Consider the following 12388-nt stretch of genomic DNA (forward strand, 5'->3'; position numbering starts at 1 on the left):
TACGTTACACTTGTTGGTAGCTTGCCCGAGGTTCAGCCGTCGAGCGCCGAGATACCTCGATCCACCCAGAAACTGTTACCCAGAAGTCGCGCAGAAGGAAATTCCGATGAACAAACAAGGAACTCTGTCGCAGCAGGTAGAGGCTTACCACAACTGGAAGAAAGAACTGATCCGCCAGATCGGTCGATACCGTTTGTGGTTGCAGGACAACAACCTGTTCTCAGAGGATGTCAGCGGCCGTATTCGCCACGGTCTGGAACTGCTGATTGAAGACGAGTTGACCATCGCCTTCGTGGGTGAATACTCCCGCGGTAAAACCGAATTGATCAACGCGCTGTTTTTCTCCGAGTATGGTCAGCGCATGCTGCCGTCCCAGGCCGGGCGGACCACCATGTGTCCCACCGAGCTGTTCTTTGATCGCACCGCCAACGCCAACTACCTGTTGCTGCTGCCGATCGAGACCCGCACCGGCGATCTTTCCCTGCAGGACCTGCGCAGACAGCCGGAGCGCTGGGTCAAACACGACCTGGACGAGCGCAACCCGGATATCATGCGGGAAGTGCTGGCGGAAGTGGCCAGAGTCAAAAGCGTGTCGCCGGCCGAGGCGCGGGCACTCGGCTTCGACGAGGACATGCTCGAGCACGATCGCAACAACCCCGGCCATGTACTGGTACCGGCCTGGCGCAATGCCCAGATCAGCATCCGCCATCCGCTCTTCGAGCGTGGCCTGCGCATTCTCGACACACCGGGGCTGAACGCCCTGGGCTCCGAGCCGGAACTCACCATCAGCATGCTGCCCCGGGCCCATGCGGTGATCTTCCTGCTCAGCGCCGATACCGGCGTGACCGCAAGCGACATGACCATCTGGAAAGAGCATATTGATACCGAGCATGCGGACCATCGCGCCGGCCGCTTTGCCGTGCTCAACAAGATCGACGTGCTGTGGGATGACCTGCAAGGTGACCAGCACACCCGCGACGCCATCGAGAAAGTACGCGACTATACCGCCGATCATCTGGGCATCCGCCATGGCGACGTGATCCCGCTATCCGCCAAACAGGGCCTGGTCGCGCGGGTGAGAAACAACACCGACCTGTTCGAGCGCTCCAATCTTGGTCAACTGGAGCAACTGATCATTCAGCGCATCCTGATGCACAAGGAACAGCTGATCACCCAGAGCCTGATCAACGACCTGCTGGGCATGCTGCAGAACAGTCAGGCCGCCATGCAGACCCGGCTCTATGCTCTCGAAGAGGAATTGCAGGCATGCTCCGGCGCTACCATGGACAAGGCCGCCCTGCGTCGCCTCGCCGACCGCGCCCAGAAAGATTACGACTTTTACTACAAGAAGCTGATTACCCTGCGCTCTAGCCGGCGCCTGATGGATTCCCAGGGCAACATGCTGAGAAAGCTGGTTAGTGAGGAGCGATTCGAAAGCCACGCTGACAAGGTGCGCCAGATGATGTCGAAAAGCTGGACCACCGCGGGCATGAACCGCGGCATGGACCACTTCTTCGAGCTGCTGGAAAGCGACCTCAACAATCTGATGAGCGAAGGTCAATTGGCCGAAAAGATGGTCGGCGCCATCTATCGCCGCTACAACGAAGACACCCGGGCCCGGCACCTGGAACCGATTCCGCTGAGGTCGGGACGCCATGTCATTGCGATCCGCGAGCTGCGCAAAAAAGCCCGACGCTTCCGCATCAGCCCCAAAAACCTGCTGACCGAGCAGTCTGTGCTGGTGCGTCGCTTCTTCAACGTCATGGTGAACGAAGCCCGCACTCTGCACCAGCGCACCCGCGCCGATGTAGACCGCTGGCCCTCTGAGGCACTGCTGCCAATCATGCAGTATTCCATGGAACAGAAGCAGCTGCTGGAGCACCAGATCCGCCGCCTCAGGGACATGGTGCGCAGCGACCGTGACGGCCGCTCAGAGCGGGAACGCCTGCACAACACCATTACCGACCTGCGCCGCCAACTGGAACTGGCCGATGCCATGCAGCGCCAGATTCGCAAGCCGGCCCCCACGCTGATCCAGCAGAAAGTCGTGAACATCTCCGGCGCCGTCTGAGGCGCCCGGGCATCCGGCGGTTGCAGCCACCGGAGCCGGCCTTTAAACTGCTGGGCTGGCAAACACTCTCTCCCTGTGTTGCTCCGGACTTCCACTGACTGAACCAGGAACCTGTCGCGCCGATGCCCGATTCCCTGCCAACGGATTCTGTCGGGATAGTCACCCCGCAGACCCTACACTTTGACGCGCCGATCACTCTGGCGTGTGGGCAAACGCTGGAAAGCTACGATCTGGTGATCGAAACCTACGGTGAACTGAACGCCGACGCCAGCAACGCTGTATTGATCTGTCACGCGCTCAGCGGTAACCACCATGCCGCCGGCTACCACACCATGGACGAGCGCAAGCCAGGCTGGTGGGACAGCTGCATTGGCCCCGGCAAGCCCATCGATACCAACCGGTTTTTCGTGGTCAGCCTGAACAATCTGGGTGGCTGCCACGGCAGCACCGGCCCCAGCAGCATCAACCCGGCCACTGCACAGCCCTACGGCCCGGAGTTTCCGGTGATCACGGTCAGTGACTGGGTGCAAAGCCAGGCGCTGCTGGCGGACCGACTCGGCATCGCGTGCTGGGCCGCGGTCGTGGGCGGCTCCCTGGGCGGCATGCAGGCGCTGCAGTGGAGCCTGGATTACCCGGACCGTCTCCGTCATGCAGTGGTGATCGCGTCCACCCCACGCCTGACGGCCCAGAACATCGCCTTCAACGAGGTGGCGCGTCAGGCGATCACTTCGGATCGTGAATTTCACGACGGCCGCTACCAGGACTTCGAGGCACTGCCGCGCCGCGGCCTGATGCTGGCACGAATGGTGGGGCACATTACCTACCTGTCCGATGCCTCCATGGGCGAAAAGTTCGGTCGCGAATTGCGGGACCAGGCCTACAAGTTCGGCTATGACGCAGAATTCCAGGTGGAAAGTTACCTGCGCTATCAGGGCGAACGCTTTTCCGAAGTGTTTGACGCCAACACCTACCTGCTGATGACGCGGGCACTGGATTATTTTGACCCGGCCTATGAGTTCGGCGGCGATCTGTCGAAAGCGCTGGCGGCGGCCCGCTGCGAATACCTGGTGTTGTCGTTCAGCACCGACTGGCGCTTCACCCCGGCGCGCTCGGAAGAAATGGTCAACGCCATGATTGCTGCCCGTAAACGGGTCAGTTACGCGGAAATCGACGCCCCCTGGGGCCACGATGCGTTTCTGATACCCACCCCCCGCTACACCGACATCTTCACCGCCTACATGGACCGTGTCGCCAGAGAGGTGGGCGCATGAGACTGGATCTGGAAATTATTCAACAGTGGGTTCAGCCCGGCCACCGGGTACTTGATCTCGGTTGCGGTGACGGCACCCTGCTGGACTTCCTCCAGCGCGAACGGGGCGCCACCGGATTTGGGCTGGAGATCAATCCGGATCACATCACCACCTGCATGGGGCGTGGCGTTGCGGTGATCGAACAGAACCTGGATACCCAGGGGCTGGGCAATTTCGAGGACCAGACTTTCGACATCGTGCTGATGACCCAGGCACTGCAGGCCGTTCGCCGCCCGGATATGGTGCTGGATGAAATGCTGCGGGTCGGTCGTGAAGGTATCGTCACGTTCCCCAATTTTGCCCACTGGCGGCTGCGCTGGGGACTGACGTTTAAAGGGCGTATGCCCGAATCCGACGCGCTGCCGTATAAGTGGTATAACACCCCCAACATCCGCCTGTGCACTTTCAAGGATTTCGAAGCCCTGTGCCGGCAGAAGAACATTCGCATCAAGAGCCGGCGGGTGGTCGACGGGCAGCACCAGAACAGCTGGCTTGCCCGGTTGTGGCCCAACATGCTGGGGGAAATCGCCATTTACCGTATAACCCGGGAGACACCATGATGAGCAATCTCAAACATTGGCTGGGCATCGCGCTGATCTGCCTGTTTACCTTCAGCACCCCTGCCCACGCCGGCTCCAAGAACTTCGGTGACTATCAGGTGCACTACAGCGTGTTCCCCAGCACCTTTCTCAGCGCCGAGGTTGCTCAGGCCAACGACCTCAACCGCAGCAAGGGCATCGGCATCGTCAATATCGCCATCATGCGCGAGGGCGAAGACGGCGGCCTGGAGCCGGTATCGGGCCAGGTGGAAGGCAAGGTACTCAATGATATCCAGCAAACACGGTTTCTGCCTTTTCGGCGCATTCAGGAAGGCGACGCGGTCTACTTCATCGCGGAATACCAGTATCGCTCCGCGGAGCTGATGACTTTCCAGATCACCGCCCGCCCCACCGGCGGTGGCAAGGACCTGCCAATCCGGTTCGCCCACACACTGTTCAACGACTGATGACAGACACTCATCGCAAGCTGGTGATTGCCAGCAACAACAAAGGCAAGATCGCGGAACTGACCGATCTTCTGAGTCCGTTGGGACTGCAACCGGTAGCCCAGGGCGAGCTGGGAGTCAGTGAGGCGGAGGAGCCCGCCGTCACTTTCGTGGAGAACGCCATTCTCAAAGCCCGGCATGCGTCCCGCATCACCGGCCTGCCAGCCCTTGCCGACGACTCCGGGCTCGCGGTAGACGCCCTCGGTGGCGCCCCCGGCGTCCGCTCGGCGCGCTATGCCGGCGAACAGGCCAGTGACCGTGACAATATCGACGCGCTGCTCGCAGCCATCAACGATGTGCCGGAGGCTGACCGCGGCGCGCAGTTCCACTGTGTGCTGGTGTACTTGCGTCACGCCGACGACCCCACCCCGGTGATCTGCCACGGGCGCTGGCCAGGGCGCATTCTCAGCGCAACTCAAGGCGACGGTGGTTTCGGCTATGACCCGGTATTCCTGGTACCGGAAACCGGAACCAGTGCGGCGGAACTGACGCGGGAACAGAAAGGCCGGATCAGTCATCGCGGCCGCGCTCTCGCCCAGTTGCTGACCCAGCTTGAGCAGGGAGCCAGCTCAGCGTGACCGACACACCACGGGCGGACGTGGCACAGCTACCCCCGCTGAGCCTCTACCTGCACATGCCCTGGTGTGTCCGCAAGTGCCCCTACTGCGATTTCAATTCCCACGCCCTGGCCGGCGATATCCCCGAAACGCCCTACCTCCGTGCCCTTATCGAGGATCTGGACCAGGACCTTGCGCTGGTTCAGGACCGCGCCATTCAGACGGTTTTCATTGGCGGCGGCACGCCCTCACTGATGTCCGCACCGTTTTATCGTGAGCTGTTCAGGGCCCTCCGCCAGCGGCTGGATTTTGCCCCGGACGTGGAAATCACCCTGGAAGCCAATCCGGGCACCCTGGAACAGGGCCGCTTTGAGGCTTTTCGCGGCGCCGGCATCAACCGTCTGTCACTGGGCATCCAGAGTTTCAATGCGGACCACCTGAAAGCACTGGGCCGGATTCACGATGACCGGGCTGCCCATCAGGCCATTGAGGCCGCCAGGGTTGCCGGGTTCGACAATTTCAACCTGGATCTGATGCACGGCCTCCCGGGGCAGACCCCGGAAAACGCCGTGGCGGATCTGGAAACGGCGCTGGCATGGCAGCCACCCCACCTTTCCTGGTACCAGCTGACCCTGGAGCCCAACACGGAATTCTACAGCCGCCCGCCGCCCTTGCCCGATGATGACCGCCTCTGGGAGATCTACCAGCGGGGGGGAGACTGCCTGCGGGCCCACGGCTTTCACGATTACGAAGTGTCCGCCTGGTCTCGCCCCGGCATGGCCTCACGCCACAATCTGAACTACTGGACTTTCGGCGATTACCTGGCGCTGGGTGCCGGCGCCCACGGCAAGATCACCCGACCCGACTCGATCACACGTTACTGGAAAACGCGGCAGCCGACGGCGTACCTGAACCGCATTGGCAGCCGCACAGCGGGATCAGAAGTGATCGAGCAAGATGAGTTGCCGCTGGAATTCCTGATGAACGCTCTGCGGTTGACCGACGGCGTTGAAGAATCCCTGTTCCGAACAAGAACCGGTTTACCCCTGAGCACAGTTGCGGTAAAACTTAAACAGTTAAGGAAGGAACATCTGTTAGACCCTGACCGAATCAAAACAACAGATCTGGGCCAGAGGTATCTCAACAGCCTGTTGGAGCGTTTTCTGTAATGGACATTGTGAACATCATCCGATCCCTGCCGGGCCGACTGAAGCTCGGCGTGATCGTGACGACCCTGATGCTGGCAGCCCTGCTGGTAATCAACCAGCCACTTCAGACCAGCTCAGCGCCCCAGGGCATCGTGAGCTATCAACTGGCGGCTACCGCCGATCAGTCCATGGCCATCCTCAGGAGCTGGCGAGGCGACGCCATGGTCTGGGCCCAGGTTTCGCTCTGGCTCGATTTCCTGCTGGTGCCGGCTTACGTGTTCACCTTGCTGATGCTGACCAACCAGCTGACGCAGGATCGTCCCGGGGTGCGTGAACGCAACGTGGCGCGCTGGGTGCGAGCTCTGTTCGTGAGTGCCGGCATCAGCGACGTGGCGGAAAACATCCTGCTGCTGAACAACCTCAACCCGCCCACAGACAGCCTGAGCCTGTCGGCCACGCTCTGCGCGCTGGTCAAGTTCACCGGTTTATTGCTGGGAATCGCGGGGCTTGTAATCATCCGGGCCGCAAGGCGTCACCCGCTGGCTCACGGATAACGCCCGACCACGGCCGTTCAGTTGGTGCGGTGGAAGAGCAGATCCCATACTCCGTGGCCGAGGCGCTCCCCGCGCTTCTCGAATTTGGTGATGGGGCGATCGTCCGGGCGCGGTGAGAACTGGCCGGGCTCCTGGGTGTTCGCGAAGCCCTCCGACCCACTCATCACCTCCATCATGTGTTCGGAGTAGTTTTCCCAGTCTGTCGCCAGGTGTAATACCCCACCGACCCTCAACTTGTGACGAATGCGCTGAACAAACTCGGGCTGAACCAGCCGCCGCTTGTTGTGACGCTTCTTGTGCCAGGGGTCCGGGAAAAATACCATCACCCGGTCGAGGCAGGCATCCGGCAGGCACAGATCAATCACATCATTGGCGTCAATGGCGTACACCCGCACATTCTCCAGCTTGCGGTCTTCCACCTCTTTTAACAGGGCGCCGACGCCGGGCAGATGCACCTCCACACCAATGAAGTCCTGCTCAGGGGCGGCTTCCGCCATATCCGCCAGCGACTTGCCCATACCGAAGCCGATCTCCAGATTGAGCATGGCATCGCGGCCGAACACCTCGCGGGGGTCGATCATGCCCTGCTCCCGGGTGAGACCATACACCGGCCAGCTGCGCTCGTAGGCTTTTTTCTGGCCCTCCGTCATGCGTCCCTGACGCAGCACAAAGCTGCGAATTCCCCGGCGGGTTGTGACGGGTGATTCGTTGGACAGATCTTTCTCATCGGTCATCGGTCTTCCTCAACCGCGGGCAGCGGATTCAAGTTCTAAAAATAGTAACCGACAGTTTACCAGAGAGAGCGGTTTCAGGTTGATACCAAAGAGCTGCGGGACTGCTGCCGGTCCAGCTTCCGATACCCCAGTGCCTCGACCAGGTGGCCACTGGCAATGCGCTCGCAACCGTCAAGATCCGCAAGCGTTCGTGCTACCCGCAAAATCCGGTGCAGTGCCCGCGCCGACAGCCCCAGTTTCTCCAGGGCGCCGGACAGCAAGGTCTCGCCCTGACGGTCCAGGCGACAATGGGTGTGCAGCGCGGCCCCGGCCAGGGACGCGTTGACCGCACCGCGCCGGAGCTGACGATCCCGGGCTTCCGCCACACGGGCACGAACCAAGGCACTGGATTCACCATCCTGCTGGCGCTGCATCAACACCTCACTGCCCTGCACCGGAACCTCCACATGGAGGTCAAACCGATCCAGCAGGGGGCCCGATACCTTGCCGCGATACCGCATTACCTGCTGGGGTGTGCACTGGCACTCTATGGTGGGGTGGCCGTTGTAGCCGCAGGGGCACGGATTCATCGCCCCCACCACCTGGAATCGCGCCGGAAAGGTTACCTGGCGGGCCGCACGGCTGATCGCAATTTCGCCACTCTCCATGGGCTCACGCAGCACTTCCAGGACCCGACGTTCAAACTCCGGTAATTCGTCCAGAAACAGTACGCCGCGATGGGCGAGTGAGATTTCCCCCGGTCGCGGACTGCTGCCGCCACCCACCATGGCCACCGCCGAAGCTGTGTGATGCGGCGACCGGAACGGCGGCTGACGCCAACCGCCGTTCCGGTCCGCTAGCCCCGCCACGGAGTGCACGCTGGCCACTTCCAACGCAGCGTCTGTGGTTAACGGCGGCAGAATGCCCGGCAAGCGACTGGCCAACATACTTTTCCCGGTCCCTGGCGGGCCAAAAAAAAGCAGGTTGTGGGCACCCGCGGCGGCCACCTCGAGCGCTCGGCGAGGCACGCTCTGCCCGCGGACATCGGCCAGATCGGGGCCTGCCTGGTCATTCCGGCCCAACTCCTCGGCCGGCACCGGCACCAGCCTGGCGCGGCCACACAGATGCTCGCACACGGTCAGTATGTGGGCTGCCGCCAATACATCGTCCTCACTTGCCAGGGCCGCCTCCGCTGCATTCGCCTGCGGCACCAGCAGGCGGCGGCCCTCAGCACGGGCAGCCAGCACAGCAGGCAGCACACCTTTGAGTGGGCGCAATGCGCCATCCAGGGACAGTTCGCCCAGAAACTCCACATCGATGAGGCTTTCTCGAGGTATCTGTCCGGACGCGGCGAGAATACCCAGCGCGATCGGCAGGTCAAAGCGACCGCCCTCTTTCGGCAGGTCTGCAGGCGCCAGATTGATGGTGATGCGACGGGCAGGGAATTCGAAACCGGCATTCAGCAGGGCACTGCGCACCCGCTCTTTGCTTTCGCGCACGCCGGTTTCCGGGAGCCCGACGATGGACAGAGCCGGCAGACCACCGGACAGATGCACTTCAACCGTAACGGTCGGTGCAGACACGCCAATGCTGGCGCGGGAATGGACTATAGCTAACATGACGACCTTCCATGGTCAGTTTTTTACAAGCGGCAACCTGCTCAGGCGGGTGGCAGGCGTTTCTCCAGTTCAGCCACGCGCTTTTCCAGCGCATCGACTTTCTCCCGGGTCTTCATCAACACAGCCTGCTGCGCATCAAACTCATCCCGGGTTACCAGTTCCAGCCGGGACAGCACCGACATCACGGTGGCCCTCGCCTGGGTTTCAAAGTCTTCCCGGGCCGCACGGGCCATGTCGGGTACAAACTGGCCAAACTGCCCCTGCAGCTGGGTCAGAAAATCTTGCGGTCCTTTCACGAAATCACCTCTCTGGCATCGACAATTCCCGGTCGCGACCGCGACTCAGCCGCCCGGAACGGACTCGCGGAAGTGTATCACATCGCAGGCCCTGCCATACTGTAGGCCGTCCGCAGTATAATGGCGGGGCGAAACGGTTGCCGCAGTGCGCCAATTTGGCTCGCTGCACACACCGTTGCTCTGTTTTGGTGCAGCATAATGTTCCAAACTGGAGCGGCAGCTTCTCAAGCAACTGGTTTTAAACACATTTTTTGCGTTGGCACACCCGATGCTATAAGCCTAGTACGCAATCCGCACAATTGGTGTGCGAGGTGGCAGCATCCCGACCTCAACACAAACGGCCAATGGGCCCTCAATGTTGGGACGGCTTTACCAAGGAGAAAGCAATGAAACTTGTGACAGCGATCATCAAGCCTTTCAAATTGGATGATGTCCGTGAGGCACTATCCGAGATTGGCGTGCAAGGCGTAACCGTCACTGAAGTGAAAGGCTTCGGACGGCAAAAGGGCCACACAGAGCTCTATCGTGGCGCGGAATACGTGGTGGACTTCCTGCCCAAGGTCAAAGTAGAGGTTGCCATTGGCGACAACCTGCTGGACCAGGTTATCGAGTCCATCACCAAGGCAGCCAACACGGGCAAGATCGGTGACGGCAAAATCTTCGTGACCGAACTCGAACAGGCAATTCGTATCCGGACCGGTGAAACCGGCGAGGAAGCGGTCTGACGACCGTCTGAATTCCCAATAGCCAACGCAAAAAACTTATAACCTGAAAAGCCTCGTGCGGAGGGCTTCATATGGAAAGCAATATCTTTCACCTGCAGTACGCTATAGATACCTTTTATTTTCTGGTGTGTGGTGCATTAGTCATGTGGATGGCAGCTGGCTTCGCCATGCTGGAATCCGGCCTGGTTCGTGCCAAGAACACCACTGAAATTCTCACCAAGAACGTGGCACTGTTCGCGGTGTCCTGCACCATGTACCTGGTCTGCGGCTACGCAATCATGTACGGGGGCAACATCTTCCTGTCCGGCATGGGCGACGTGGACGTCGGCGGTGTGATGGGCGATTTCGCCAGCCGTGACGGCGGCTTCGAGGGTGGTTCCATCTACTCTGGCGCGTCTGACTTCTTCTTCCAGGTGGTGTTTGTGGCCACGGCCATGTCCATCGTGTCTGGTGCGGTTGCTGAGCGCATGAAGTTGTGGGCGTTCCTGGTGTTTGCGGTCGTAATGACTGGCTTCATCTACCCGATGGAAGGTGCCTGGACCTGGGGCGGAGCTTCCGTGTTCGGCATGTACACGCTCGGTGACCTTGGCTTCAGTGACTTCGCCGGTTCCGGCATCGTTCACATGGCAGGCGCCGCTGCGGCTCTGGCGGGTGTGATCCTGCTGGGTGCCCGTAAAGGCAAGTACGGCCCGAACGGTGAAATCCGCGCCTTCCCGGGTGCCAACCTGCCGCTGGCGACACTGGGTACCTTCATCCTGTGGATGGGCTGGTTCGGCTTTAACGGTGGCTCGGTACTGAAACTGGGTGACGTGGCAAGTGCGCACTCCGTTGCCATGGTGTTCCTGAACACCAACGCAGCCGCTGCCGGTGGTGGTATCGCCGCGCTGATCATGGCACGTCTGATGTTCGGCAAGGCTGACCTGACCATGCTGCTCAACGGTGCGCTGGCTGGCCTGGTGACCATCACCGCAGAGCCTTCCACCCCGACCGCCCTTACAGCAACTCTGTTCGGCGCCCTGGGTGGCATTCTGGTGGTCCTGAGCATCGTCACCATGGACAAGCTGCGCATCGACGATCCGGTCGGCGCCATCTCGGTCCACGGTGTGTGTGGTCTGTTGGGTCTGCTGCTGGTGCCGATCACCAACGGTGACTCGACCTTCTTCGGCCAGATCGTGGGCGCGCTCACCATCTTTGTCTGGGTGTTCGTCACCAGCCTGATTGTCTGGGGTATCCTCAAGGCGGTCATCGGCATCCGCGTCACCGAAGAGGAAGAGTACGAAGGTGTGGATCTGTCCGAATGTGGCATGGAAGCCTATCCGGAGTTCGTCAGCAGCAAGTAATCTGACGACAGCAAAACGAAAAGGGGCGCTCGCAAGAGCGCCCCTTTTTTTTGTTTTGCCCGTTCCTTCAGGCCTCGCCGGGAATCACCCGATCTTCCAGCGCATCCACCATGAACTGAGGCATCGCGAGCGCGCCGCGGTGGGTTCCGGCGTTGTAATAGCGGGTCACAAACGGTCGCTGCTCGGCGTCTTCCTCACGGAAATACTGCACCGGCTTGTCTTTACCGGCCATGGTGCAGCTCCACCAGCCGGTCGGATACACCGGCTGCGGAAAAGGCAAGGTCTTCACGTGGTCGAATCCGGCCTTGCGCATATCCTCGTGGATGCCTTTGATGATGGTGTCAGTGTGCAACAGCGGGGACTCGCTCTGCTGGACGATCAGTCCGCCATCCCGCAGTGCCAGCAGGGCGTCGCGGTAGAAGTCCAGCGCGAACAGCCCCTCGGCGGGACCAACCGGGTCGGTGCTGTCTATGATGATGACATCGATGCTGGCCGGCTCTACGTCGCGCATCCACTGTATGCCATCGCCAAAGAAGAAGTTGGCGCGGGGATCGTCATTGGCGTCACACAGCTCGGGAAAATACTTTTCCGACAGGCGGGTCACCCGTTCGTCGATCTCCACCTGCCACGCCTCTTCAACGCCGGGGTGCTTCAGCACTTCCCGGAGCGTGCCGCAGTCACCGCCACCGACAATCACCACCTTCTTCGGGTCGCGGTGGGTAAACAGTGCGGGATGGGTCATCATTTCATGGTAAAGAAAATTGTCCCGGGTGGTCAGCATCACGCAACCGTCCAGAACCATGAGATTACCGAAGGTCTCGGTCTCGTAGATTTCCAGCTTCTGGAATTCGCTCTGCTCCTCGTGCAGCTTCCGTTTTACCTGCAGGGAAAACGCCGTTCCCTGGTCCTGGAATACCTCGGTAAACCAGCCGTCGTTCAATGCTGTCATGGTATGTCTCCCTTTCGTCAAAGCAGATAACGCTCACGCGAGCCAGATAGGTTTTGCCGGT

General features: G+C 60.7%; 13 protein-coding genes. 9 read left to right on the top strand and 4 right to left on the bottom strand.

Annotated elements, in window-relative coordinates; genetic code table 11:
• The first annotated feature begins 106 nt into the window (after positions 1-106).
• The 7 genes from MLC70_RS14640 (at position 107) to MLC70_RS14670 (ending at position 6685) form a co-directional block, all read left to right on the top strand.
• The gene (locus tag MLC70_RS14640) at positions 107-2071 is read left to right on the top strand and encodes a dynamin family protein (RefSeq protein WP_248185033.1); all 1965 of its coding nucleotides are present in this window, start codon (positions 107-109) and stop codon (positions 2069-2071) included.
• A gap of 122 nt (positions 2072-2193) precedes the next feature.
• A complete protein-coding gene (gene metX / locus MLC70_RS14645; RefSeq protein ID WP_248185034.1) occupies positions 2194-3342 on the top strand; it encodes a homoserine O-succinyltransferase MetX in 1149 nt (382 codons plus the stop codon).
• Positions 3339-3941 (top strand): methionine biosynthesis protein MetW, encoded by a 603-nt coding sequence (metW, locus tag MLC70_RS14650; RefSeq protein WP_248185036.1) that lies wholly within the window; start codon positions 3339-3341, stop codon positions 3939-3941. The genes metX and metW overlap by 4 nt, the downstream gene beginning before the upstream one ends.
• Positions 3938-4387 (top strand): DUF4426 domain-containing protein, encoded by a 450-nt coding sequence (locus MLC70_RS14655; RefSeq protein ID WP_410797603.1) that lies wholly within the window; start codon positions 3938-3940, stop codon positions 4385-4387. The genes metW and MLC70_RS14655 overlap by 4 nt, the downstream gene beginning before the upstream one ends.
• Positions 4387-5004 carry an RdgB/HAM1 family non-canonical purine NTP pyrophosphatase gene (gene rdgB / locus MLC70_RS14660; RefSeq protein ID WP_248185037.1) on the top strand — a complete coding sequence of 206 codons (618 nt, stop codon included), beginning with the start codon at positions 4387-4389 and terminating at the stop codon, positions 5002-5004. Before MLC70_RS14655 ends, rdgB begins: the two co-directional genes overlap by 1 nt.
• Positions 5001-6152 carry a radical SAM family heme chaperone HemW gene (gene hemW, locus MLC70_RS14665; RefSeq protein WP_345799558.1) on the top strand — a complete coding sequence of 384 codons (1152 nt, stop codon included), beginning with the start codon at positions 5001-5003 and terminating at the stop codon, positions 6150-6152. Before rdgB ends, hemW begins: the two co-directional genes overlap by 4 nt.
• A 68-nt stretch (positions 6153-6220) precedes the next feature.
• Positions 6221-6685, top strand: coding sequence for a hypothetical protein (locus tag MLC70_RS14670; RefSeq protein ID WP_410797646.1), 465 nt, complete (start codon positions 6221-6223; stop codon positions 6683-6685).
• 17 nt (positions 6686-6702) lie between these two features.
• Here the strand turns inward: MLC70_RS14670 and trmB are convergent, their stop codons facing one another.
• The 3 genes from trmB to MLC70_RS14685 all read right to left on the bottom strand — a co-directional run bounded on the left by trmB (position 6703) and on the right by MLC70_RS14685 (position 9313).
• A complete protein-coding gene (gene trmB / locus MLC70_RS14675; RefSeq protein WP_248185042.1) occupies positions 6703-7419 on the bottom strand; it encodes a tRNA (guanosine(46)-N7)-methyltransferase TrmB in 717 nt (238 codons plus the stop codon).
• 74 nt (positions 7420-7493) lie between these two features.
• On the bottom strand, positions 7494-9017 hold the full coding sequence (locus tag MLC70_RS14680; RefSeq protein WP_248185043.1) for a YifB family Mg chelatase-like AAA ATPase: 1524 nt from the start codon (positions 9015-9017) through the stop codon (positions 7494-7496).
• Positions 9018-9058: 41 nt separating this feature from the next.
• Positions 9059-9313: an accessory factor UbiK family protein gene (locus MLC70_RS14685; protein ID WP_248185045.1), complete on the bottom strand. Its 255-nt coding sequence runs from the start codon at positions 9311-9313 to the stop codon at positions 9059-9061.
• Between the two features lie 386 nt (positions 9314-9699).
• On the opposite strand from MLC70_RS14685, the gene glnK reads away from it, so the two are divergent.
• Together glnK and MLC70_RS14695 are read left to right on the top strand one after the other, a co-directional pair.
• On the top strand, positions 9700-10038 hold the full coding sequence (gene glnK / locus MLC70_RS14690) for a P-II family nitrogen regulator (protein ID WP_004578958.1): 339 nt from the start codon (positions 9700-9702) through the stop codon (positions 10036-10038).
• Between the two features lie 71 nt (positions 10039-10109).
• A complete protein-coding gene (locus MLC70_RS14695; RefSeq protein WP_248185047.1) occupies positions 10110-11378 on the top strand; it encodes an ammonium transporter in 1269 nt (422 codons plus the stop codon).
• 67 nt (positions 11379-11445) lie between these two features.
• Here MLC70_RS14695 and speE read toward each other — a convergent pair whose 3' ends face one another.
• The gene (gene speE / locus MLC70_RS14700; protein WP_248185048.1) at positions 11446-12327 is read right to left on the bottom strand and encodes a polyamine aminopropyltransferase; all 882 of its coding nucleotides are present in this window, start codon (positions 12325-12327) and stop codon (positions 11446-11448) included.
• Positions 12328-12388 lie beyond the last annotated feature (61 nt).

This window comes from Marinobacter goseongensis, from assembly GCF_023156235.1.
GTDB lineage: Bacteria > Pseudomonadota > Gammaproteobacteria > Pseudomonadales > Oleiphilaceae > Marinobacter > Marinobacter goseongensis.